The organism is Galactobacter sp. (assembly GCF_022712295.1).
GTDB lineage: Bacteria > Actinomycetota > Actinomycetes > Actinomycetales > Micrococcaceae > Galactobacter.
On the sequence record NZ_JALAGT010000014.1, the window covers coordinates 1 to 23,762 of the forward strand.

Below are 23,762 nucleotides of genomic sequence, written 5' to 3' on the forward strand. Positions count from 1 at the left end.
CGTAGGGGAAACGCCCGGTCCCATCCCGAACCCGGAAGCTAAGCCCTACAGCGCCGATGGTACTGCAACCGGGAGGTTGTGGGAGAGTAGGACACCGCCGGACACAACCAAAACAGGTGTGGCCCCGCAGCCCCCCAGACACACTGGGCGAGGCGCGGGGCCACGCCCATACCCGTACCCAGAACACAGTCACCCTGCCAACCCAAACGGGCCGGCAGGGCTGCCCAGTTCAGACCGTGACTCACACCGGCCGGCTCCACCCTGTTTGAGGAACCGTGCAACGCTGGTTCACAACAACTCTGCCGCAACATCCCGGGCCACGGTGAGGCCGGACTCGATGGCTCCATCGAAGAATCCCGCCCAGAGGTTGGCGTAGTCGCCGCCGGCCAGGTGCACCCGGCCCTCGGGGCGGCGCAGCTCAGCCTGAGAACTGCTGTAGGCGCCCGGGCGGTGGATGAGCCAGGTCTCGCGTGCATAGGGGTCGTTGTTCCAGTCGTGGGCTGCGATCTCCACGACCTCGAGGTCGTCCCGCCACACGTTGAGGGCCTCCTGCACCGCCTTGACGGAGGTGACGTCGATCTTGGTCGCGTCCGCTCCGAAGGACACCAGGACCGCGGTATCCCCATCCACGAACTCGGTGCGCACCACGGAGAGTGGGTGAGAGCCGGTGGAATAGGCGAAGAACGGCTTCTTCAGCCCCTTGACCTTGATCCAGAGCTTCACGCCTTGGGATGCTGTGCGGGCCTCGGAAGCTGCTCGCTTCTCGGCCGAGAGTGCAGGAACCACGTCCAGTTCTTGCAGGATGTTCAGCGGCAGGGTGACCACGGCCTGGCGGGCTCGAACGGTGGATCCGTCGGCCAGGGTGGCCGTGACCGAGTCTTCGTCATGTTCCAAGCGCGTCACGGGGGAGGAGAGTCGGATCTCGCCGTCCACGTCCTCGGCTATGGCGTTCACGAGTCCCACGTTGCCGTCCTCGAGGCGATAGATGGAGCTGGCCTCGTGCATCACCTTCCAGGAACCTGAAGTGGCTGCGGACCAGCGCAGAGCTGCTGAATAGCCCACCTGGTCGAGGGGGCCATTGCAGTGTCCAACCCAGGCGGCCTCGTTGGGGCCGCGCTCGGAGTCCGGCAGATCCAGGCGGTCCAGGGCCTCCTGCAGGGAGAGTTGATCGGCCGCGATCCAGTCTGGGTCGGTGGAGACCTGGTCCGGCCGGGGAAGTAGGGCGCCCGCCCCGCCCACCAGGGCCTCCATGCCGTGGTCGATGACGGCCATGTACTGGGCCAGGTCTCCCTTGACGATCTCGCCGTCCGCCATCCAGTACGTCTCCTCCGACTTGGGGCCCCGGCCTACGCGCAGGCCGTAGCGGGTGACCTCGGCCCAGACGTGGGGTTGGGTCCAGTGCAGCCAGTTCCCGCCCAACTCGAGGTGGTGGCCAAGCCGTTCGGTGGTGTAAAGGCGTCCGCCCAGCCGGTCGCGGGCCTCCAGGACCACGACGGAGTGGTCCTTGGAGAGTTCGCGTGCTGCGGTGAGGCCCGCCAGGCCTGCGCCGATGATGACGACGTCGGTGTCGAAGGGTTGCTGGCTCATGATTCTGGCTCCGTTCGTGAGATTCGAGAGATGCGTGTCGCCCGTGAGGACGGGGTGGTGGCGGCCCCCGGACGGGCCGCCACCTGGCAGTGCCCCCAAGGCACTTGTCGTGAGCGTATGGGCGTTCCCGTCCACCGATCTATGCACCATGTGGATGAGAAATATTCTCGGTTTGTGCGCACGTACGAAGACGTAGGGCGGCAGACTGGGCCCATGGCAACACACATCACCGTGGGCGATCTGGTCGCCGATCCGATCCTGAACACGGAGGTCCTGGCGGGGCATTCGGGGCTGGAGGCGCACGTTCGCTGGGCTCAGACCAGCGAGGCACCGGATCCTTGGACCTGGCTCGGTGAGGGCGAATTGCTCATGACCCTTGGCCTGAACCTCCCGCACGACCCGGCGGCCCAGGCGGGCTTCGTCAGGCGGGCACGGGAAGCGGGCATCGTCGGTATGACTGTCGGCGATGACGGATACGCACCCGACCTCAGCGAGGCGATGCTCGCCACCGCGGACCTCTTGGGCTTCCCGCTGTTGCTGACCGGGCACAGCACCCCGTTCGTGGTGATCTCCCGGACGGTGGCCGCGGCCACGAACACGGCCCAGGGCCGCGGCGTCCTGGTGCTGTCGCGGCTGTACCAGGAGGCCAGCCTGCGAGGCCGAGACCTACGATCCACGTCCTGGATCCACGGACTCACCGGGGTGTGGGTCTCGGTGATGGAACAGTCCACGGGTAGCGCCGTGCTCGGCCCGGGCGGAGAACTCGGGGCCGAGTCGCGCCGGCATCCGTTGGACACGGAGCCGGCCACGTACCTCCAGGTCGACGCGGACCTTGACCCGCTGATCCTGATTCATCTCAAACAAGTGCTGGCCACCGATGCGCAGGCAGTGCTCCGGGAGGCCTTGGACGCGGCGCGTCACGGCGCGGAACAGATCAGCGCCGCGCTGGATCCGGCTGCGACGCGTGCCGCCCACCCCGGTGGGGCGGCAGTGGGCGGGGCACACGCCGTCGGGCAGCGTACCTACCGCGTGCTGGCCGTGCCCGACGGCGCGAGCCGGCTTGCGCTGTCCCTGGCCCTGGCGGGGTACCCAGCGTGGGTCGGCGAGGCGCAGGGTGTGGTGATGGTGGTCTCCGCCGAAGAAGACCTCGATGGTGTCCAGCCTCTGGTGCAGGAGGTGTCCGTGGACATCGGGATATCGCAAGTGCATGCGCGGATGGAGGATGTGGGGGCTGCCGTGAGGGAAGCCGCCGACGCGCTGACTACTGGGAAGGGGATCACGGAGTTCGTTCCGGAACCGGTGTCGCTGCTTGCCCGGTCCGTGACCGAGGCGCGGCAGATCGTGGAACAGGTGCTCGGTCCCCTGCAGGAGGAGCGCCACACGACCCTGAGGGTGACTCTCTTCACGGTTCTGGAAGCGGATCTGTCCATGCAGCGGGCCGCGGAAACGCTGGGTATCCACCGGCAGAGCCTGGGTTACCGGCTCAAACGCATCCGGGACTTGACCGGGCACAATGTGCACCGGGTCCCGGACCTGACCAGGCTGTGGCTGGCACATGAGGCGTGGTCCCTGCTGCATGCCGCGTGACACTACGCGGTGTGAATACACACGCGTCGGTGTGGATCACATGATCTACACCGACGCGTGTGTCACTGCACCGACGGGTGTGCTGAGCGATCAGACCAGCTCGGCGTTCAGCGTGATCTCGATCCCGGCCAGAGCCTGTGAAACCGGGCAGTTCTTCTTGGCGTCCTCAGCGATATCGGCGAACGTCTCAGCGTCCAGGCCGTCGACCTGTGCCTTGAGGTTCAACTCGCTGCCGGTGATGCCCTTACCCGGGACGAACCCCACGGCAGCCGTGGTGGTCAGCGTGCCGGCCGGGGTCCCGTTCTCCGCAAGGGCGTTGGACAGGGCCATGGAAAAGCACGAGGCATGGGCCGCGGCGATGAGTTCCTCAGGGGTGGTCGTCGCGTCCTCCCCCTCGGAACGTGCCTTCCAGTTGATGGGGTAGGTGCCGATGCGGGACGAGACGAACTCGACCGCTCCGGACCCCTCGGTGAGATCGCCGGTCCAGGTGGTGGTGGCCTTCGAGGTGACGGGCATGGGGTCCTCCAACTTGTCTTGGGTGTTGATGCGAGTGCTTCCTACGCTAGCCACGTGGGCGTGCCGACGCCACGGGTCACTTCTCGTCTGAACACGCGTCGGTGCGAAAGCACACGCGTCGGTACCGATGCCAGGGACAACACCGACCGGTGTGCCTGCGTACCGACATTCGTGCCGGCCCGGCTGAGTGTGAACAACGTCCCGCCCGCAGCGCCGAGGATCGACAGGGAACCCGATCTAATCTGGAAGGTATGTCTGCTTTCTACGGAACCGAATCCCCTCTGCCGACGCAGAGCCCCGCGGGGGACGCGCGCAGCGCCCTCGGCGCGATGCTCCAGGAACAAGGTGAGCGTCCGGCCCGGCGCCGTCGTTCCAGCGTGCCCGTAGGCCGCGATCTGGAACTGACGCAGTCCGTCCTGAAGGAGTTTGCGCAGCTGACTCACCAACACCGCATGAGCGATGCCCGCGAACTCCTGGCTTCGATCCACCCCGAGGAGGACGCGGAGCACCCCGCATTGCTGCACGTCCTCGGGGCGGGAACGTCGGCCTTGGACCAGTGGGTCACGCAGCCGGACCTGAAGGCCGCTGCCCGCAACGTGAAGCTCGTGAAGTGGGCCAAACCAGCTACGAAGGCCGCACGAGACCTGCTGGACGCCGCGCGCACTGGGAGCGCCCACGATTCGCTTCAGGCCGTGGCCAACGTACACGGCTGGGACGCGGCTTTCGAGGGCGTTGCCGTGGCGACGTCGTCTCTCCTGGCCGCCGTTGCACGCAAGCGTGGACTGAGCGTGGAGCGCGTGGGCGAGACGCTTCTGCCCGACGCCGCAGCCCCGATCCCGCGTCGCGCTTCCTGGCACGCTGAGGCCCCGAGCGCCGAGACCCGGAGCGCTGCCGACGTCGCGCCGCAGCCGCCGGCTGCCGAGCTCGCGACACCCGCGACACCCGTCGAGGCCGCGCAGGCCGCCGTGCCGGGACCCGCCGTCGGGCAGGAATCCGCAGTTGACCTGGCCGCCACCCCGGTGGTGGCGGGCATCGCCGCGCTGGCCGAGTGGATCGGCGACGGGGCCACCGTGACCGCGTCCGGGCAGCTGCGTCGTGCCGACATCGAACCCGTCGCCGCGATGCTGGGGCTGCACGCTCGCGGCGTCGCCAAGCGTCCCGCCGACTCGGAGAACGGCACGCTGCAGGATGCCTCCAACCCCCTTCAGGTGCGCTCCGCGTCCGACGTCGCGGCGCTGGGCCTGTGGTGGGACGTACTGGTGCGCGGTGGCGTCCTCGATGTCGTCAAGACCCGCGTGCAGGTCGCTGCCGCGGACAAGTACGTCGGCGAGACGTCCGCGGAGGACCTTGAAGGCTTCGTTGCCGCCTACGTGCTCTGGTCCATGAATTCCCTGCTGGAGGCCGAAGCGGCCTCAGCCAAGAAGGCAGCCGTGCCGGCCGCCGAGGTCGCGGCCCAAGTGGGTCATGCGCTCGTGGCCGCTGCCAACGCCGCGACGCCGGTGGAGGGGGCCCGCCCGGTGCCCGACGACGCGTCCCCGGCTTCCGTGGTCCTCTCCGCCTTGGAGGACGTCCAGATCCTTGGCCGCAATGCCGAGGGAGCGCTCTCGGTGACGTTGGGTCTGCGCAATGCCGTGCTCAACGCAGTGGCAGGCATGAAGGCATACGCGCCGGAGACCTTCGGCTGGTTCCAGGCCTGATTCTCCAGAGTCCTGAGGTCCTCGAGTGTCCTGAGGCCACGAAGCCCAACGAGGGGCGGCACCTGCGGTGCCGCCCCTCGTTGTTCCCGGAATCTTCGCGGGCGTTTCCCACGGGGGAGTGCTTGGTCGGGTCACGACTTCGGCGCAGGAAGCACGCAGATCTCGTTCCCGGAGGGATCTCGGAAGGTGCGCCAGGGCAATTCACCCCATCCGCCGTCGTACTCGTGGCCGCCGAGCTTCTTGATGAGCGATGCAGCGGCCTCCATGTCGTCTCCGAGCTCCAGCCGAAGATCGAGATGCATACGGTTCTTGGCGAATCGAGACTTGGGCCGCGACTCGGGGACGAACTCGAGCAGGGGCCCCCGCCCCGACGGATGTCGTAGAGCGCGAGGCGCCCTACTCGCCGCCTCGACCCAGCCGGTCAGGCGGTGCCAGAACTCGGCCGTGAGTTCCACGTCGTGAGCCTGAAGCGGCAGGGCCGCGATCGGACCGGACCCGGCGTATTCCGGGCGGGGATCCAGGACACAGAAGGGATTCGATTCCGGGTCCTGCAACACCGTCCACGGAACTGCTCCCTGTCCAAGGTCGCAGCGCTGCGCACCCGATGAGAGCAGACGGTCCACCTGTTCGGCGCCGGGTGTGGGCGCTACCGCTTCCGTACCGTTCAGGTCCAGGTGCAGCCTGAGCGGTTCGGCGGGCGGTGCGGACACGGGCTGGAAGCACAGGTCCAGCTCGGGACCGTTGGGAACGTGGAGGCGCCCCTCGAAGCAGTCCGGCTCGTCGGTGAGGGGGATCAGCCCCAGCGCGCCGGCCCAGAAGTGACCGAGCCGCTGCGGATCCACCGCGTCGAAGACCAGGTTCTCGAGGTACATGGTGGCCCAGCCTAGCTGGCGCGGTATGGGAAAGGCATGATGGTCGCATGACGCAAAGACGGCAGACCCCACAGCTCGAGATCGTGGTGCAGGACCCCGAGAGCGCCCGGACGGCGGTGCTCAATGGGGCAGACCGGGTGGAACTGTGCATGGGGCTCGGCGCTACCGGCGGCCTCACCCCCAGCCTGGGGCTCACCCAGGCAGTGGCGGCACAACTGCGCCGCACCCCCACCCACGCCGCGGGCACCGCCGGGCTCTCGGTCCTGATTCGACCCACAGAGGGTGGCTTCGACTACGATGACGCGCTCGTGGACGTCATGGCCAGGGATGTCGCGGCGGTCGGCTCGGTCCCAGGCGTCACCGCGCTGGTCTTCGGTGTGCTCACCGATCACAACTCGGTGGATACTTCCGCGATGCTGACCCTGGTCGATGCGGTCCGGGCCGTGGACGCACTCGACACCCGGGACGAGGCCCCGCTGGACATCGTCTTCCACCGCGCCATTGATGCGGTGCACGACCCGGTGGCGTTGGTGGAGGACGCCGTGCAACTGGGCTGCACCCGCATTCTCACCTCGGGCGGAGCGGGTGTCGCCGGCGACGGCGTCGAGACCATCGGAGCAATGGTGGCCGCGGCGGCGGGCCGTATCGAGGTCATGGCCGGTGGTGGAGTGACGCCGGAGGACATTCCTGCGCTCGTCGCGGCGGGTGTGGACGCGGTCCACCTGTCCGCGAAGCGGCAGGCGAGGACCACGCCGTCGGGCCCAGGCGGCGGCACGTCCTACCGCTGGGTGACCGAGGGGAACCTCGTGGTCGAGGCCGCGGAGGCGCTTGGAAGGTAACGCCCCTCCTGGAATAGCCTGGGAAGTATGCGTTTGACCGGATCGGGGCCTGGGGTGCCCCTGCTCTATGCCATCGTGGCAGAAGTGGTGGCGACCGTCAGCATGAAGGCCGCCTTGGACCTGCCTGCCCTCGCCGTCGTGGTGCTGGCGGGCTACGTGGCTTCCTTCTGGTGTCTGGCGCTGACCCTGCGCCGTGGCATGGGCGTAGGGAAGGCCTATGGCATCTGGGGTGCCAGCGGCATCGTCCTGGCTGCGGTCCTGTCCTGGGCCATCTACGGGGAGACCATCACCCCGGTCATGGGCGTGGGGTTCGCGCTGATCGCGGTAGGGGTGGTCCTCGTGGAGATCGGTTCGTCCGGCGGTGCCTCTCCGGCAGGGGTCACAGGTTCCATTCCGGTGGTGCCGATGCCGGGAGACGCGCCCCTGGGCGAGGCGGACGTGGCCGAAGCTGACCCGCTCGACTCCGATGCGTCCCAGGACGGTGAGTCCAGATGACGGCCGTCTTCGCCTTGGTCGGCGCCATCGTCTTCGAGGTCTCCTCCACGTTGGGGATGCAGCATTCCGACGGATTCCGTAAGAAGCGGTGGATCGCACCGGTGGTGTTGGGGTACGTGGTCTCGTATTCGCTGTTGGCCGTATCCCTGGGGCACGGCATGCCGCTGGGTGCCGCCTATGCCATCTGGGCCGCGTCCGGTGCCGCCCTCACCGCTGTCCTGGCCGTGGTGCTCTTCAAGGAGCGATTCACCTGGCTCATGAGCCTCGGGATCGCGTCGATGATCTGCGGGATGGCGCTGGTGGAGCTGGGGTGATGTGCGGGCCCTGCGCGTACCACCTGCCGCTCCTCAGCGTCCATGACGGTCGTATTAAGTTCTGGTCCTCCGGGGTAAAACCCTTGCCTTGGTGATACCCCAAGGGGAAAACTGATCGAGTCGCCAAAAGTGGCCCAGGTTACGGAATCCTCCGTGATGAGTCATCTGAGCGGCGTATTCAGTGCCTCGCTCAGCTTCCCCAGGAAGGCCGCATGTCAAAAAAACTTGCACCGTCTCTGTCCGCGCCAGGTAAGGGCCCGGGCCTCAAACGCAGCCTGGGGTTGTGGGCCATCGTTGGCCTCGGCCTGGGCTACATGACCCCGACGGTGGTCTTCGATACCTTCGGTTTGGTCGCCAAGCAGACCGATAACGTGGTGCCGCTGGCCTACCTCGTGGCGTTGGTGGTCATGATCTTCACGGCCATCAGCTACGGGAAGATGTCTGGCGCCATCCCCAGCGCCGGTTCCGCTTACACGTATGTGAAGGAGTCCATGCACCCCAATGCCGGGTTCATGGTCGGCTGGACCTCCCTCATCGACTATCTGTTGCTTCCCATGGTCAACTGCCTCATCATCCGCAGCTACCTGGAACAGCTCTTCCCTGGAACCCCCGGCTGGTTGTGGGTGCTGATCTACTGCATCGTGGTCACGACGATCATCTACATCACCATGCAGGGAACGTCTCAGGCCAACATGGTGCTGCTGATCTTCTCCGTGGTGGTCATGACGGTCTTCGTCGTCATGGTGATCTTCCAGCTGGTCCGCGGGGACGTCGGCGTCATCAACCCGCTCGAGCCGTTCTTCCACGATGGCGTGTCCTTCGGTGCTGTTCTCGCCGGCGCAACCGTGGTCTGCTTCTCCTTCATCGGCTTCGACGCTGTGACGATGTACGTGGAGGAAGCCAAGCACCCCTCGATCATGCCGAAGGCCATTCTCTACACCGTCATCATCGGCGGAGGCATCTTCCTGGTGGCCGCCTACTTCGCGCAGCTGCGTTTCCCGGGCTGGGAGGTCTTCCCGGACTACGCGATCGAGGACTCCACCCTCCCGCAGATCGGCCACGGAGTGGGTGGCGGCGTGCTGCAGGCCGTCCTCACCGCAGCCGGTTTCTGCGCCACCTTGGCCTCGGGGCTTGCCTCACACGCCTCGGTGTCCCGCATGTTGCTGGTGATGGGTCGCAACTCGGTGCTTCCCCGTAAGTTCTTCGGTCATATCAACGCCCGCACTCACACCCCGACCTTCAACATCATCCTGGTCGGCGTGGTCAGTCTGTTGGCGGCGGCCTTCACCCTGGAACTCATCGCGGCCTTCATCAACTTCGGTGCCCTGATCGCGTTCACCTTCGTGAACCTGTCCGTGATCGCCTGGTTCGCCATCAAAAAGGGCCGTCGTCACACGGGGCGTCACATCTTCAACTACATCGTGATGCCGCTGATCGGTACCGCGATGACGGTGGTCCTGTGGGTGAACCTCAGCTTGGACGCGTTGATCGGCGGAGCGGCCTGGGCCGTGCTCGGCTTCCTCTATCTTCTCTGGATCACGCGTGGCTTCAAGAAGCCGGTGGCCGGGTTCGACGAGGGCCAGCCCGTGACCGGCGCCATCAACGAGGTGCTGCGCTGATCCTCAGCCCTCAGGACCGTCTCTGCCTCAGCCCTCGGGATCGTCTCTGAAGAGGTCGTCCTCGTCCAGCATGGTGTAGATGCCGGCGAGCCTGAGCCCTTGGGCCACCGTTCTGCGCAGGGTGGCCGGGACCGCGGGGTGGTTCCGGTCACCCGTCACGAACCCCAGCCGGACCAGGGCCGCCAGGGCCGCATCCACGGCCTGGTTCGCCTTGTCGTCCATGTCCTTCAGCTCGTCGGCGGCGGCCGCGCGGGCCTGAGCCTGCGTGAATTCCTGTGAGGGCAGTGCCGGAGCAAGAGTCCAGGCGAGCAATTCGGTGGCCTCGACGCGGCCGTGGAGCTCGGTGATGCGGCTGACGGCCTCGGCCAGGAACCCGTGTGCCACACCCTCCACCGTGTCCACGGACGTTCCGGTGGGGGAGTGCCACCCGGTAACCGGGCCCGCGGTCACCTGGCCGTGGGCCACATCGAGGACCTCAGAGGTGATGAGGCTGTCCCACCAGGAGGTCAGCAGCGGCAGGTCCTCTTCGGTGTAGGTCGCGCCGGGGAGGAGGTGGGCAAAAACCGTGGAACGGTCCTCTTCGCGCGGTTCGCCTGCCCGGTCGGTTTCCCGGCCGTCGCCGATCCAGGCCAAGAGGTCCTTGATACCGGCCATGCTGCTCAGGGCCAGCAGTGCATCGCGTCGGACGGCGGCATCCGTGTCCAAGGCCGCGATGGCGGCCGCGTCATCCAGGTGCCTGGCCAGGGCACTCTCCTGATCGAGGAAGTCCTCGGCCAGGCTTTGGTTTCCGAAGTAGTCGTCCAGTTTCTGCTGGGCCTTGAGTCGTGCCCGCTGCCAGGGCGCGGGGTCGGAATCGTTGTCCTCGCGGAAGCCCAGGTAGTCCCCGAGCACGCCGAAGCAGGCCGCAGCAACCTGTTCCCCGACCTGCGGCTCCACCTCCGCGGCGTCCTCCACCTTGGTCAGGGCCACGTCCACCAGATGTGCAACGGCGTCCGGCGTGACCGGGTTGGTGCCGGTGGCACGTACGGAGGCCAGGAGGCCGTTGAGTCCCTTGACCTCCAACTCCGGGCTGGGAGCGGAGATCTCGGACTGGGTGCCCAGCCACGCTGAGAACTCCGTCAGCACACGCTGGTCCGCCGGGGTCAGCCGAGAGTCCAGTTCCGCCTGTGCCGCCCGCTTGGCCGGGTTGCCGATGCCTGCGTTCTTCCTTGCCGGTTTCTTCGCCACGCCCTCCAGCCTACGTTGCTGCTCCGTCGACATTGCTGCTCTGTGCCGTCGGGCCGACACAGCGTCGGTCGGGAGACACAAGGTCGGTGCGCAGGACCGAGGCAGCGCCGACGCTGTGCAGACCTGCCGACGGTGTGCGTTCCTGCCGACGGTGTGCAGGCGGGCGTCCAGACGGTTCAACCGGCCAGTGAGGTCAATCGGCCAGTTAGGTCAACCGGCTCGAGGTCAGGCCAGCACCCGCACCGTGTCCAGCGCCGGATCGGCCGCACCCCGGACGTAGCCGATGGGTGAGGCGGCCACGGCCCGGAGGTAGTCCAGGGATTCCCTGGTGATCTCCTCGCCCGGCACCACATTCGGGACACCCGGAGGGTAGGCCGCCAAAGCACCGGCCGAGACCCGTCCGATGGCTTCTTCCGCGGGCACCGTCACGGCACGTGCAAAGTAGGCCTCGCGCGGGGTCGTGCGCAACGGCCCCGGCGAGGGGAGCGACAGAACCTGAGCCGCGTCGTCGGCCGTTGGGCTGCCTGCGCCGGCCTCGATCACGGCGCGCAGCGCCGACTCGAAACGGTCCAGATCCAGCACCTTTCCCGGGCCGAGGAACGCGGCCACCGCGCCGATCGTGGCGATCTCCACGTAGACGGCGTGCTCGTTGGCCAGCGCCTCGCGGACTTGGTATCCGGTCAGGCCGGTGGCCAGCACGTCGATGGAGACCCGCAACGGATCGGTGTCGACGATGTCCGGATACTCCGCAAAGGAATCGCTGGCGACCTCGAGCCCCGGGATCGAGCGCACCCGCTGCCGCAACGCCTGGGCCTGCTCCACGCTGTCCTCCAACGCGTCGCCGCCCAGGACGAGCGAGCGCCTGGCCACGTCGATGGAGGCCAGCAGCAACGATGAGGCGGACGTGGTCTGGGTGAGCTGATAGGCCCGTTCCAAGACCGGTTCGAGCGCCTCCGTGAACGGGCCGGAAGCCAGATGCAGCAGGGCAGCCTGACCCAACGCGCCGCCCATCTTGTGCGTGGAGGTCACCACGATGTCGGCACCCTGCGTGGTGGGGAAGTCCGGTAGTGACGGGTGGAATCCGAAGTGCGCACCCCAGGCGGCATCCACGATGAGCGGCACCCCGTGTGCATGCGCCACCTCAGCAAGACCGGGGATGTCCGCCACTGCCCCGAAGTAGCTCGGGGAGACCACGTACACGGGGCCACGGGTGCGGGTCAGCGCGGCATCGAGTTGCCCAGGCGTGAGCCCGTGGTTGATGCCACGCCGGACGTCCACCTGCGGCAGGATCCACTCGGGGGTGGCCCCGGAAACCACCAAGCCGTCCGTGAAACTGGAGTGCGCCGAGCGCTGAGCCAGGATGGTGTCGGAAAGCCCCAACGCGTGAGCCGCGATCACGGCCATGCGATTGCCCTGGGAGGAACCGTTGGCGAGGAACCACGTCCGCTGGGCACCCCAAGCCTCCGCGGCCAGCCGTTCCGCCTCCACGTAAGGCGACTCCGGACCCACGTCGATCCCGTCCACCAGGACGGGGATGTCCATGCGGACGGCGCGCTCGCCGACGAAGTCGGCGAGATCCTTGCTGAGGCCGTCCGGTGTGGCGGCGTGCCCGGGAACCATGAACATCAGCGGGGCCCGGTCCGCGTGCCGCTGCAGTGCGTCGGCGTAGGGCGTCGCGGCCTGGGCCGCGGACGTCCGGGCTGCAGGATGCCCGACGGCGTGGGCTCGGGGCTGCGTCACAGGGCACCTTCCTCGGCGCCGGCCTTGGTGCCGGCCTTGGCCTCGGCCCTGGTTGTGACGACCGGGACGGGTTGGGTACCGGGGACGTGGGTGCCGCGCAGGGACTCGCCCTTGGTCTCCAGCAGGGTCAGGCCGGCGATGAGGCCGATGACGCCCGCCACCGTCATGTAGATACCGGGCATGATCACGATGCCGGTCTTGGCGATGAGCCACTGCACCACCAGGCCTGCAGTCCCGCCGAAGATCGCGGTGGCGACGTTGTAGCCGAACGCCAGGCCCGAGTAGCGCACCTGGGTCGGGAAGAGCGCGGACAGCGTCGCGGAGAGAACCGAGGTCAACGCCACCAGCAGCAGGCCGAGCACGGCCAGACCAAGGAACTGCAGAACGGGGTTGTCCAAGCCCATCAGCAGCACGGTGGGGATGGAGAGCAGCGTGAACCCGAGTGCGGAGCCGATGATCACCGGCTTTCGTCCGATCTTGTCGGAGAGGCTGCCGAAGAACACGATGGCCACGGCCATGAAGGCCTGCACCACCACCAGCATCATGCCTGCGGACGTGGAGGACTGTCCCAGCGTCTCGGAGAGATAGGTGGGCATATAGGTCAGCACGAGGTAGAAGGCCACGTTGACGAGGATGACGTAGCCGGTGAGCTTGAGCAGCTGCTTCGGGAAGGAGACGATGACGGTGCCAAGCGCCTTCACCGCAGACTCCTGCTTCGCCTCCGCTGCGATCTCGCTGAAGACTTCCGGCTCGTCCAGGGAACGGCGCATCCACAGCGCGATGAGTCCCACGGGCAGGGCCAGGAGGAAGGGAACCCTCCACCAGAAGTCCATCATGGCGTCGTGGCCAACGAGAAGCGTCAGGCCGGTGCAGACCAGAGCGGCGAGGCAGGTGCCGATGAACGTGCCGGAATCCAGGAAGGCCCCGTAGAAACCACGCTTCTTGTCGGGGGCGTGCTCCGCCATGAACACGGCGGCGCCGGCGTACTCGCCACCGGCGGAGAAGCCCTGAACGATGCGTAGCGTGAAGAGCAGGATCGGCGCCCAGATCCCGATGGTCTGCGCGGTGGGGAGCAGGCCGATCAGGGTCGTGGCGCCCGAGATCACTGCGACGGTGATGACCAGGATCTTCTTGCGTCCCAGTCGGTCACCGAGAGGACCGAGGACCATACCGCCGATGGGGCGCAGCATGAAGGAGACCGCGAAGCCCAGCAGCGTGAAGAGGATCTGCGTTGACCGGTCGGAGGTGAAGGGCTCGAAGAAGTGGTAGGCCACGTAGGTGGTCAGGTAGCCGTAGATCCCGTAGTCGAACCATTCGAGGGTGTTGCCGAGAGTGCCTCCGAAGATGGCCTTGCGCATCTTCTTCTTTTCTTCCGGCGACATCTCCGGAGCAGCGGTCGTTGGGCCGGTGTCAGCGGATGACATGGTGGGTTCCTCCAGTGCTTGCCTTCATGGGTACGTGCATCGTTTCTCTGGTGGTATTGGCAGCGCTGAACGTTTCAGCGGCGGATGAGCTCACGTGGGACGTCGGTCAGCATTTCGACGCCGTCCGGGGCAACCCTGACGGATTCGCTGAATTCGCAGCCGAATCCGTCCATCCACATGCCTGCGATGATGTGGAAGGTCATGTTGGGCTGCAGGATCGTGGTGTCGTCCGGACGGATGGACACGGTGTTCTCGCCCCAGTCGGGCGGGAACCCCACACCGATGGAATAGCCGAGTCGGGACTCCTTGCTCAGCCCGTGCTTGGCGAGGAAGCCCCAATACTCCGAGGCGACGTCGCCCGAGGTACGCCCTGGACGGATGGCATCAACGGTGAGGGTCAGGGCCTCCACGGTCAGGTCGGCGAGGCGTTCCACCTCCTTGGAGACCTGGCCGAGCGCAAAGGTCCGAGAGCACGGGGCGTGGTAGCGATGGTGGGCTCCCGCCATCTCGATGGACACGGTCTCGCCCTGTTTCAGCGGGGCCGCCGTCCAGGTCAGGTGCGGGGCATCGGCGGACTCGCCGGTGGCGATGAGCGGCACGATGGCGGTGTAGTCGCCGTCCGCGGGCGTGCCGTCGGGCATCGTGGTGCCGGTGGCCTGCGCGGCCTGGAGCGCCGCCGCGACCTCGTTCTGTGGCCGTCCGTGGGCCAACATGTCCCCGGCGATCAGCATGGCGTTCGTCGCCACGGCACCTGCCCTGCGCATCAGGTCGATCTCGGCGTCGGACTTCACGACGCGCAACCAATTGACGAGGTGACCGTCGTCCATGAAGGTCACGCCGGGGAGGCCGGCGGTCAGGCTCTGGAAGGAACGCACGGAGAAGTGGTCTGCGTCGGATTCGAACCCCACGGGAGCGGAGACCAAGAGCGGCATCCAATCCAGTGCGATCAGCTGCTCGGCCACCCAATCGAAGGGATGGATGTCGGCGCGATGGATGTAGGTCTCGGGGTAGGGCAGGACCTCGTCGTCGCTCAGTTCTGCGGTGCGGAAGGCCACCCGCATGTCCATGTCGCGCCCCACCAGCAAGGTGCGGGCATCCTGGGCCGAGATCAGCAGGAACTGGGGCATGTAGAAGGACCATGCGTTGTATCCGGTGAGGTAGAAGATGTTGGCCGGATCCGCGATCAGCAGGGCGGAGAAGCCCTGCTCTCGAGCCGAGGCTGCGGCTCGAGTGCGGCGGTCGCGATAAACGGATGCGGGGAAGAGCATGGCTGTCCTTGGGGAATCGGGGGGGGTGATGATGCGAAGCGGTGTGGGTCAGTGATGCAGGACGAGGTCGTGCAGGACGCCTGCCCCGAACCTCAGTGCGTCCACGGGGACGCGCTCGTCCACGCCATGGAACATGGCGGGGAAGTCGAAACCGGGTGGCAGCAGCAGCGGGGAGAACCCGAAGCCGCGGATGCCGAGCCTCGCGAACATGGGGTTGTCGGTTCCCGCGGGCACCAGGTAGGGGAGCAGGGTGGCGCCCGGAAGCGCCCGCTCCACACTGGCGCGCATCGTCTCGACGAGGGCGGTGTCGAAGGAGGTCTCGACGGCCTCGACCTCGTCCGCGATCTCCACCTCGATGCCAGGGCCGGCCAGCTCCTTGATGCGGGAGAGCACCTCGTCGCGCTGCCCAGGAAGGAAACGTACGTCGACGAGCGCCTCCGCGGTGCTCGGGACCGTGTTCTCCTTGATCCCTGCGTGGAACAGGGTCGGGTTCGCGACCGTGCGCAGACCCGGGGTGACGAAGGTGGAGCAGGCACCGGTGGCTCGGGCCAGCGTGTCGGGATCGCTGTCCTCCGGTAGCCCCAAGAGCCCCGCCAGCCCGCTCAGCATGGCGGAGGTGGTCTCCGTGAGGCTGACTTCCCACGGCTCGTGCCCGATCCGCAGCACGGCTTGAGCCAGGTCCAGCAGCGCGCTCTCGTCGCGGTTGATCTGGGAGCCGTGGGAACCGCGTCCGTGGGCACGCAGGCGCAACCAGAGGATGCCCTTCTCTCCGGTCTGTACCAGGAACACAGGGCGTCCCTCGATGTCCACGCTGAAGCCGCCCACCTCCCCGATGGTCTCCGCCACGCCTTCGAAGGCCTCCGGGTGCTCGCTGACCATCCAGCGCGCGCCCACATGGGAGTTGTCCTCTTCATCGGCCAGGAAGGCCAGGACCAGGTCGCGTCGAGGGCGTTGCCCCGAAGAGAGCAGGGAGGCCACGGCGGCGAGGATCATGCCGACCATCCCCTTCATGTCCACGGCGCCCCGGCCCCAGAGGAAGCCATCCCTCACCAGACCGGCGAAGGGATCTACGCTCCACTCCTGCGGATCGGCGGGGACGACGTCCAGGTGCGCGTTCAGCATCAGCGCAGGCAGCTCGGGATCCTGCCCCAGGACGCGGGCGATGAGATTGGTGCGTCCGTCCGCGACCTCGTAGCGGGTGCACTCCACTCCGAGCCGCCCCAAGAAGGCCTCGACATAGTCGGCAGCCGCGCGTTCGCCGTTGGACCTGCCGCCCCCGAAATTGGTGGTGTCGATGCGGATCAGCTCGGCGGCCAACGCCACGGGGTCGGTGGTGACGGTGCCGGTGGGCGCGGGGCACATGGGCTGCGGTTCTCCTTGCTCAGGTGGGGGTTCTCAAGTCCTTGTGAAAGTCCTTGCGAGGTGTGCTGCTGCCGCTACGTTATGGCGTGATCATGGCGGGAAGAAGTGGGCGGTCCTTGTTGCTATTGTTAAGTTGAACTTCAATGTGCACATGGAAACATGCAAGAAATACTGGGGTAATCGATGCTTGATGTGACGCGTCTTCTGCTGCTGCGTGAGTTGGAGGTCAGGGGCACCCTGGCGGGCGTGGCCAGGGTGCGAGGGATCAGCACGTCCGCTGTGTCGCAACAGTTGCGCAAGCTCGAGACCGAAGCCGGATCTCGGCTGTTGGAACAGCGGGGTCGCTCCTTGGCGCTGACGCCCGCCGGGCAGCGGCTGGTGAGGCGCGCCGACGAGGTGCTCGGCATCCTGGAATTCGCGGAGTCGGAGTTGGATACGGGCCGAGAACGAGTCCATGGCCTCGTGAGGGTGGCAGGATTCGCCACCTTTGCCCGGCGTCACCTATCGACCCTGATCCTGGCCGTGGGTCGGGAACATCCCGATGTGGAGATGATCTTCCATCAGATGGAGCCGGACGAGGCGTTGGCCGAGGTGGCTGGTCGGCGCAGTGACGTAGCCATCGTGGACCAGTTCCCGCACATCCCCGAGCGGGTGGACCGGAATCTGAAACGGACGTTCCTGCAGCGCGATGACGTGATCGCGTGCCTGCCGGCCGGCACCGACCCGGGGATCGGTGTGGAGAAACTCTCACGCTTGCACTGGGTCGTGGAACCTCAGGGCACGGAGGCCAACGCGTGGGTCAAGCGGGTGTGCCGCAAGCTCGGCTTCGAACCGAGGGTGGTCTGCGAGAGTTCGGACCTGACCGTGCACGAGGCCATGGTCCGTGCCGGTGCCGCGGCGGGTTTTCTCCCTCAGATGCTCCTTCCGGACGGGCAGACGGACTTCGGGTTGCCGCGTCTACGGATGCCCGGGCGACCTGATGGAGAGGAATCCATGTGGAGGGACGTGCACGCCGTGACACGGCGCAGCGCCGTCACCTCGCCGGCCATGCGCGTGGTGCTGGAGACGCTGACGAAAATCATGTCCGCTCAGAGCCGCGTGTAATCGGTGCTCATCACGTAGTCCTTGCGTGGACCCGTCACCCTCCAGATCAGGGTCCATGTTCGCTCCGAGGAGCGTTCGGAGAACTCGCCTCGGTACAGATCCGGCGTGCACACGTGCACCACGTCCATGCCCGACGACGTGGGGCCGCCTTCAGCGCCCACGCCGCCGCCGGCGGCTGTGGCTCCCGGCCACGGATGGAAGTACCGGCCGTCCTCGAAGGTGACGTGCCAGGCGGCCGCGAGCCGCGCCGTCGGGCCTTGGCCCTGGCTGTGGTCCTGGTCCGGGCCATGGCCCGGAACCAGGAACATGGTCCGGGTGAAGGGAAGGTCCGTACGGACGTGGTGCATGGTGCCTGACTCGTGCCAGCGGATGCGGCCGTCGGCCTCTGCCGTGAACTCCGCCAGACCGGTGACGGTCACGTCCTCGCCACGGTGGTCCTCGATCTGACGCTGCAGCCGCCAGGTACCGACAAGCTGCATGGGGTCCATGAGCACCAAGCGTACGCGGGTGTACTCAGGCGGAGACGGGTGCCCGCCTCGAGGAGACGGACCTGGTGACCGTCTTGACCAACATGAAGGCCAGCAGCACGATGCCGACATAGCCGTTGATGACGTAGACCAGGTTGACCATCTGGTCGAAGGGCAGGATCAGGCCGACCACGGTGCCCAGGGCTGCCAGGCCAACCGTGCCGTACTTGAAGCCACGGGAACCATCGCGCCAGAAGCGCTGGGACACGGTCCAGAGCAGCGGGACGCCCGTGGTGTAGATACCGGCCAGGATCATGGCGGAGATACAGGCAGCAATGACGGGGCTGAGTTGCTTCGCGATGACCAGCATGGGGATCTGGGAATCGAACACGGACTCGACGGTAGCGAGCAGGCCGAGGCCCACCACGATGCAGGCCAGGGAGAAGAAGACGCCGCCGGAGGTGGAACCGATGATGACCTCCTTCTTGGAGCGGGAGGTGGCGCCGAGCGCGGCCAAGAATGCGGCGAGCCACAGCATGCAGAAGCCCACGTAGGAGAGTCCTGCCATGAACCAGTTGGACGAAGCCGTGGTCATGTCCAGCGAGAAGGCCAGGTTGTGGCCGTCGGTCAAGCCGCCATTACGGAAGATGGAGATCAGGCCGAGAGCTACGGCGATGATGGCGATGACCGGTCCCACCTTGCCGATGACGTCCACGAGGCGGTTGAGGCCGAACCAGGCGGTCAGGCCGACCACGGCGGCGAAGGCGACGCCGCCGAGGTACTTGGAGAGACCGTAGTGCTCCTCGAACACGGCGCCTGCGCCGGAGACCATCACCGTGAAGCTCAGGAACACGAACAGGATGGAGAAGTAGTCGAAGAACTTCCCGATGTACTTGCCGCAGTAGTAGCCGAAGATGTCCGATGGCTTGTCGAACTTCTCACGGCGCCCCGTGGTCATGAACTCCACGCAGACATAGGTGATCAACACAAGCACCACTACGCCTGTGCCGAAGATTCCCCAGAAGCCGCGGGAGGTGTAGTACTGCATGATCTCCTGGCCGGTGGCGAACCCTGAGCCGATCAGGAAGGCCAGGATGGCGCCTGCGTACGTGATGATTCGGCCGACGCCGGCCTTCTCGGTGGTGTCCAGGTTTCGGGGATTGCTCTTGGCCGCGGCGGGTCGGGTCATGGTGGCGGGACGCTCCGTAGGGGGTTGTTGAGCTGACGATCTCACTGAGCGCCAACTGATATATCACAGTGAGTCTAATCACCTCCGCGTGAGCTATGCAACAACCGTTGGAGTTGGCTGGTCCCTCGCAGGATCACCTTCGGTCCGGGCGGATCCTGACCGGTAGCCGGTCGAAGGCGATCAGCGTGTTGTTGAGCCGCCGCCGCGGTTCCCCTGCCGGTTCGATGCTGGCAACGCGTTCCACCAACGCGCCGACGAGGGCCGCCGCCTCGGCCCGAGCCACATGCTGGCCAACGCAGTGGTGCACGCCCATTCCGAACCCCACATGCCCCGAAGGATCGCGGTCCAGATCGAAGGCGTAGGGGTCCGCCCAGCGTTCGGGGTCGGTGTTCGCGCTACCCAGCAGCATCAGGATCTTCTCGCCCTCGGGGATCACGGTTCCGGCCAGCTGGACGTCTCGGGTGGCGGTGCGGAAGAACGTCTGCACGGGGGAGAAGAGCCGGACGGCCTCGTCGAAGGCCCTGCGGATCAGCTCGGGTTCGGTGCGCAGCCGATCCCACGCCGCGGGGTTCTCTGCCAGCGTGTGCAGCAGGGCGGAGAGCCCATTGACGGTGGTGTCCACACCGGCCGTCAGGAGGGAACGCACCACCAGAGGCGCCTGCTCGTGGGTGATCTCTCCCCGGTCCGCTGCCTCGTGGATGGCCATGCCGAACCCGCCGGGCAGCAGCCCCTCACGGGCGGAATGCTCCCCGACCCAAGCGCTGCGCTCAGGCTGGCCCACCATGGCCTCCTTGAACAGCCGGTTCTGCGGTCCGAAGGCATTGAACACGGCGGTCCCATAGGGGATGAGATTCTCGCGTCCTTCCTCGGGCAGCCCGAGCGCGTCAGGGAAGACCCGCTGAGGGAAGGCCTCCGCGAAGACCTCCGCAGCGTCCAGTTCCACCGACCCGTCGACACTCGTGGCAGCGCCCAGGACCTCGTCCACCAGGTCTCCCGCGATCCGATCCCACCCCTCCTGCAATGAGCGCAACTGCCTCACCCCGAGCAGGGACTCCAGGACGTGCCTGGGGGCGTCGTGATGCGGAGGGTCCGCCTCCAACAGCAGGCTGGGCGGACGCAGTGGAGTCTCCTTGCGGAAGTTCATGACGCCCACTCCGGCACCGGACTCGAAGGCCTGCCAATCCTTCAGCGCGGCGGCGACCTCTTGATAGCGGGGGAGAGCATAGACGCCGTACTTCTCCAGGTACACCACGGGGCCCTGCGAGCGAAGGTGTTCGTGGAAGGGCCTCGGGGTGTGCAGGTTGGCTTCAGCGAAGGGGTCGATGTCGCTTCGCGGGATGTCAGCGGGGACGGGTGTGTGTCGGTCCGTGGTCGTGGTGGTGCTCATGTGGTGCTCCTGGGAGGGCAGTGATCAGAGGTCGACGACGAGTTCGTCGGAGAGGGAACGGGAGACACAGGGGAAGAAGCACCCGGCTGTGTCGCGTTCGGCCGGTTCCAGGACCGAGTCGCGGTGGTCCGGGGTGCCGCAGAGGACGGCGAGTTCGCAGGTGCCGCAGACCCCCTCACCGCAGGAAGTCACCACGGACACCCCGGACTGGCGCAGGGCGTCGGTCACCGCGGTGTCCGGCTGGACCGTGACGCGGCGGCCGCTGCGGGACAGGACCACATCGAACGGCGTCGTCCTGGCCGGTGCCGATAGTTCTCCCGCACCGAAGCGTTCCGCCCGGTAGGTGCCTGCCGGCCAAGATTCCGAGATGGTCGCGAGGTCGTCGAGTAGTGCCTGAGGCCCGCACGCGAAGACCTTGCGTCCGTCGACGTGTTGTCCCAGCTCACGACGCAGGTCGCACCGCCCCAGCTCGGCAGAGACGTGCGTGAACACTGCGCGGGGGCCGTCCTGCGCCGAGGTGCCCTTGTATCCCAGCACCCGGTTCTGCTCCGCGGTGGCGCCGGGCCAGGGGCGAGCACCGACGCCGTTGACGCCAAGCTCCTCCAGTCTGGAGGAGAAGGCCAGTCGGTCCCGATCGTGCCCCAGGTACAGCAGCCGCCAGGGGATCCCCATGGCGTCCGCTGCCTCGATCATGGGAAGCACGGGGGTGATGCCGATGCCGCCGGTCACGAAGAGGTAGCGCTCGGCCGGGGTGAGGCGGAACGTGTTGCGGGGACGGGAGACGGCGACCTCGCTGCCCACGGTGAGGTGCTCGTGGATCCAGGCGGATCCGCCGCGTCCTCGCTCCTCACGCTGCACCGCGATCGTGTACGACTGTGCGTCACGGCGATCCCCGCACAGCGAGTACTCGCGGGCCAGCTCGTCCGTGAGTCGGAGGGTGACGTGGGCGCCCGGGGCCCAGTCGGGGAGTCGGGCGGCGTCCGGATCCATCAGGGTGATGGCGATGACGCCACGGGCTACCTCTCGTCGTTCGGTCACGGTGAGGCACAGGTCGCCCGTGGTGCTGTGTGCGGCGCTGGAGTGGGCGCCGGGTGAGGCGGTGGTGAGGGACATCATCGGCCCTTTCAGGTGGGTGCGTTCCTCACCAGAATGTGGCGTGGGTCACCGAAATGGGATGAGAGTTTCAATCATTGAGACTCCGGCTTTCTCGTGTCCGTCCGGTGGCGCGAGATGAATGTACGCCGAGTCTCGTCCCACACGGATTCAGCAGCCTGTTCGGAGCCCGCCTCGATCGAGCGGGCAGCCGCCTTGAGCAGAGGGACCCAGCGTTTGGCCTCTCCGTCGTTGGGGACGATGACACTCAGTGCGCCCCAGGCCTGCCCGCCACGGAACACCGGGACGGCCACCGCGGAGGTCCGCACGTCGATGGCCCCCTCGAGCACGGCCACACCCTGTGCACGGACTTCCGTCAGCAATGAACGGAACCGAGCCGGGTCCGTCGTGGTGAACTGCGTGAACCGTTCCAGCCTGCGCAGCAGGGTGGCCTCGGCAGCGGCCTCGTTGTGGGCCAAGAGGGCCAAGCCGGACGACGATGCATGCGCAGGCAGCCGCCCGCCCTGTACCGAGTAGTTCACGGTGGCGTCCTTCGCGGACAGGCGCTCCAGCACCAGCACGTCGGTTCCGTCGAGGACCGCCAGCTGAGCATGCTGGCGGACCACCGCGTGCACACCGTGCAGGGCGGGCAGTGCCGCTTCGCGGAAGTCCCGCACCGGCGCCGCAAACTGGCCCAGTTCCCACAGCCGGAGCCCCGGCCGAAGCCCCTCCTCGCAGCGTTCCAGCCAGCCGATCTCCACCAGTTGTGCAACCAGCCGGGACGCGGTGGGGACCGGAAGTCCCGCACGTCTGGCGAGTTGGGCAACTCGCAACGTCGGATGGGCGGCATCGAAGGCACCAAGGAGACGATCCAAGCGGGCGGGCATCGATTCGCCGGTGGAGACACGGGGCATGGCCTCACCCTAAGCCCGATGCACCCGGATAGGATTCTTCACGCTGCGGGTGAGGCCCCCTCGCGGCCACCCATTCCCTCAGAACGGAGTGGGCATGCACCGGGGTCGAGGACAAGGATGCGCGGTGTCAGACCCACTACCCCGTGACCCCATCGCGACGGCCAAGCGCAATTGGGACCGAGCCGGCTGGAGCGACGTCTCCGACTCGATGGCGGCGGTCACCTCCATCATGCGCGCGCAGCAGATCCTCATGGGACGGGCCGAAGCCATCGTGAAACCCTTCGGGCTCACGTTCGCCCGGTTCGAGATCATCCAGTTGCTCAGCTTCTCCCGCAAGGAGCAGATGCCCATGTCCAAGGCCTCGCGGCTGCTGCAGGTGCACCCCACGTCGGTGACCTCGGCGGTGACGCGATTGGAGAAGGACGGCCTGGTGCGTCGGGAAGCCCACCCCACGGACGGGCGGACCATCCTGCTGACACTGACGGACGAGGGTCGCGACCGAGCCAGAGCCTGCGCGGAGGCACTGAACCAGGAACTCTTCACCGATTCCGGGCTCAATGCCCGCGATGTGGCCAGCCTCAACCGGATCCTGGCTCGCTTCAGGCAGAAGAGCGGCGACTTCGCCGCGCCGCTGGACTGAGTCGGCGACCTTCCTACGGTCGTGAACCACAACTCCGGTGTCCACTGGCCAGTGGACACGGCGGGCTCCAGTGGTGGTTGCAACACCTCCACCTGAGGAGGTGCGTCCGCCGTGACGTCTCACGCTACGACAGCGGCCTTGAAGCCGGCTTTCATGAAGGCATTTAAGCTCATTGGTTCCGTCAAGCCTGCTGCGGAGCAGGTTGGAGTCAATGTCTTTACCGCCTGCGACTGGGTGAGGAAGGCTGGCCTAAAAACAAGCCGCCTTCCTCACCCGGCCGCAGAGAAGTTCTTCAAGCTCCGCGCGAAAGGTATCCCTCGGAAAGAGGCCGCGCGCAGGGTCGGCGTCTCTTATCAGGCCGCCTATCGCTGGGACAACGGCATCAAGAAGCTGGGCATCGGGACCGTATACCCCGACGGAAG

22 protein-coding genes and 1 rRNA gene are annotated in these 23,762 nt (G+C 66.9%); 10 read left to right on the forward strand and 13 right to left on the reverse strand.

Translation table 11 applies throughout. The annotated features are described in order from the left end of the window. Window positions 1–103, forward strand: a 5S ribosomal RNA gene (rrf, locus tag Q0A15_RS01080); the annotation flags it as partial. 185 nt (window positions 104–288) lie between these two features. Here the strand turns inward: rrf and Q0A15_RS01085 are convergent. Then, complete coding sequence (locus Q0A15_RS01085; RefSeq protein WP_291277691.1) at window positions 289–1,587, reverse strand: NAD(P)/FAD-dependent oxidoreductase; 1,299 nt, start codon at window positions 1,585–1,587, stop codon at window positions 289–291. A 213-nt stretch (window positions 1,588–1,800) separates the two neighbouring features. On the opposite strand from Q0A15_RS01085, the gene Q0A15_RS01090 reads away from it, so the two are divergent. Next, window positions 1,801–3,174 (forward strand): PucR family transcriptional regulator, encoded by a 1,374-nt coding sequence (locus Q0A15_RS01090; protein WP_291277692.1) that lies wholly within the window; start codon window positions 1,801–1,803, stop codon window positions 3,172–3,174. 90 nt (window positions 3,175–3,264) lie between these two features. Here Q0A15_RS01090 and Q0A15_RS01095 read toward each other — a convergent pair whose 3' ends face one another. Further along, window positions 3,265–3,690 (reverse strand): OsmC family peroxiredoxin, encoded by a 426-nt coding sequence (locus Q0A15_RS01095; RefSeq protein WP_291277693.1) that lies wholly within the window; start codon window positions 3,688–3,690, stop codon window positions 3,265–3,267. Window positions 3,691–3,941: 251 nt separating this feature from the next. On the opposite strand from Q0A15_RS01095, the gene Q0A15_RS01100 reads away from it, so the two are divergent. Further along, window positions 3,942–5,387 carry a hypothetical protein gene (locus tag Q0A15_RS01100; protein WP_291277694.1) on the forward strand — a complete coding sequence of 482 codons (1,446 nt, stop codon included), beginning with the start codon at window positions 3,942–3,944 and terminating at the stop codon, window positions 5,385–5,387. A gap of 131 nt (window positions 5,388–5,518) precedes the next feature. On the opposite strand, the gene Q0A15_RS01105 is transcribed toward Q0A15_RS01100, so the two are convergent. Next, on the reverse strand, window positions 5,519–6,259 hold the full coding sequence (locus tag Q0A15_RS01105) for a VOC family protein (protein WP_291277695.1): 741 nt from the start codon (window positions 6,257–6,259) through the stop codon (window positions 5,519–5,521). Between the two features lie 47 nt (window positions 6,260–6,306). On the opposite strand from Q0A15_RS01105, the gene Q0A15_RS01110 reads away from it, so the two are divergent. From Q0A15_RS01110 to Q0A15_RS01125, 4 genes are all read left to right on the forward strand, one after another. Beyond that, entirely contained in the window at window positions 6,307–7,098 is a 792-nt protein-coding gene (locus Q0A15_RS01110) for a copper homeostasis protein CutC (protein WP_291277696.1), read from the forward strand. A gap of 27 nt (window positions 7,099–7,125) precedes the next feature. Beyond that, window positions 7,126–7,593 carry a multidrug efflux SMR transporter gene (locus tag Q0A15_RS01115; protein ID WP_367273340.1) on the forward strand — a complete coding sequence of 156 codons (468 nt, stop codon included), beginning with the start codon at window positions 7,126–7,128 and terminating at the stop codon, window positions 7,591–7,593. Then, window positions 7,590–7,907 carry a multidrug efflux SMR transporter gene (locus tag Q0A15_RS01120; protein WP_291277697.1) on the forward strand — a complete coding sequence of 106 codons (318 nt, stop codon included), beginning with the start codon at window positions 7,590–7,592 and terminating at the stop codon, window positions 7,905–7,907. The genes Q0A15_RS01115 and Q0A15_RS01120 overlap by 4 nt, the downstream gene beginning before the upstream one ends. 212 nt (window positions 7,908–8,119) lie before the next feature. Continuing rightward, the gene (locus tag Q0A15_RS01125) at window positions 8,120–9,526 is read left to right on the forward strand and encodes an APC family permease (RefSeq protein ID WP_291277698.1); all 1,407 of its coding nucleotides are present in this window, start codon (window positions 8,120–8,122) and stop codon (window positions 9,524–9,526) included. A gap of 27 nt (window positions 9,527–9,553) precedes the next feature. Here Q0A15_RS01125 and Q0A15_RS01130 read toward each other — a convergent pair whose 3' ends face one another. From Q0A15_RS01130 to Q0A15_RS01150, 5 genes are all read right to left on the reverse strand, one after another. Continuing rightward, the gene (locus tag Q0A15_RS01130) at window positions 9,554–10,753 is read right to left on the reverse strand and encodes a hypothetical protein (RefSeq protein ID WP_291277699.1); all 1,200 of its coding nucleotides are present in this window, start codon (window positions 10,751–10,753) and stop codon (window positions 9,554–9,556) included. 225 nt (window positions 10,754–10,978) lie between these two features. Further along, the gene (locus tag Q0A15_RS01135; protein ID WP_291277700.1) at window positions 10,979–12,493 is read right to left on the reverse strand and encodes an aminotransferase class I/II-fold pyridoxal phosphate-dependent enzyme; all 1,515 of its coding nucleotides are present in this window, start codon (window positions 12,491–12,493) and stop codon (window positions 10,979–10,981) included. Next, window positions 12,490–13,917, reverse strand: coding sequence for an MFS transporter (locus Q0A15_RS01140; RefSeq protein WP_291277701.1), 1,428 nt, complete (start codon window positions 13,915–13,917; stop codon window positions 12,490–12,492). Before Q0A15_RS01140 ends, Q0A15_RS01135 begins: the two co-directional genes overlap by 4 nt. 74 nt (window positions 13,918–13,991) lie before the next feature. Further along, window positions 13,992–15,185: a Xaa-Pro peptidase family protein gene (locus tag Q0A15_RS01145; protein WP_291277702.1), complete on the reverse strand. Its 1,194-nt coding sequence runs from the start codon at window positions 15,183–15,185 to the stop codon at window positions 13,992–13,994. 48 nt (window positions 15,186–15,233) lie between these two features. Further along, window positions 15,234–16,547, reverse strand: a complete 1,314-nt coding sequence (locus tag Q0A15_RS01150) for a M20/M25/M40 family metallo-hydrolase (protein WP_291277703.1) — start codon at window positions 16,545–16,547, stop codon at window positions 15,234–15,236. A 192-nt stretch (window positions 16,548–16,739) separates the two neighbouring features. Here Q0A15_RS01150 and Q0A15_RS01155 point away from each other — a divergent pair, with 192 nt between their 5' ends. Beyond that, a complete protein-coding gene (locus Q0A15_RS01155; protein ID WP_291277704.1) occupies window positions 16,740–17,651 on the forward strand; it encodes a LysR family transcriptional regulator in 912 nt (303 codons plus the stop codon). On the opposite strand, the gene Q0A15_RS01160 is transcribed toward Q0A15_RS01155, so the two are convergent. From Q0A15_RS01160 to Q0A15_RS01180, 5 genes are all read right to left on the reverse strand, one after another. Then, complete coding sequence (locus Q0A15_RS01160; RefSeq protein WP_291277705.1) at window positions 17,636–18,139, reverse strand: DUF6314 family protein; 504 nt, start codon at window positions 18,137–18,139, stop codon at window positions 17,636–17,638. The genes Q0A15_RS01155 and Q0A15_RS01160 overlap by 16 nt on opposite strands. A gap of 25 nt (window positions 18,140–18,164) precedes the next feature. Then, window positions 18,165–19,307 (reverse strand): hypothetical protein, encoded by a 1,143-nt coding sequence (locus Q0A15_RS01165; protein WP_291277706.1) that lies wholly within the window; start codon window positions 19,305–19,307, stop codon window positions 18,165–18,167. A gap of 133 nt (window positions 19,308–19,440) precedes the next feature. After that, on the reverse strand, window positions 19,441–20,694 hold the full coding sequence (locus Q0A15_RS01170) for a cytochrome P450 (RefSeq protein WP_291277707.1): 1,254 nt from the start codon (window positions 20,692–20,694) through the stop codon (window positions 19,441–19,443). Between the two features lie 24 nt (window positions 20,695–20,718). Next, window positions 20,719–21,807, reverse strand: a complete 1,089-nt coding sequence (locus Q0A15_RS01175) for a PDR/VanB family oxidoreductase (protein WP_291277708.1) — start codon at window positions 21,805–21,807, stop codon at window positions 20,719–20,721. A gap of 74 nt (window positions 21,808–21,881) precedes the next feature. Further along, window positions 21,882–22,700, reverse strand: a complete 819-nt coding sequence (locus tag Q0A15_RS01180; protein WP_291277709.1) for an IclR family transcriptional regulator — start codon at window positions 22,698–22,700, stop codon at window positions 21,882–21,884. A 124-nt stretch (window positions 22,701–22,824) separates the two neighbouring features. On the opposite strand from Q0A15_RS01180, the gene Q0A15_RS01185 reads away from it, so the two are divergent. Beyond that, window positions 22,825–23,340, forward strand: a complete 516-nt coding sequence (locus Q0A15_RS01185) for a MarR family winged helix-turn-helix transcriptional regulator (protein WP_291277710.1) — start codon at window positions 22,825–22,827, stop codon at window positions 23,338–23,340. A 153-nt stretch (window positions 23,341–23,493) separates the two neighbouring features. Continuing rightward, on the forward strand, window positions 23,494–23,762 hold a 269-nt coding region (locus Q0A15_RS01190), incomplete at its 3' end, for a helix-turn-helix domain-containing protein (protein ID WP_291277711.1).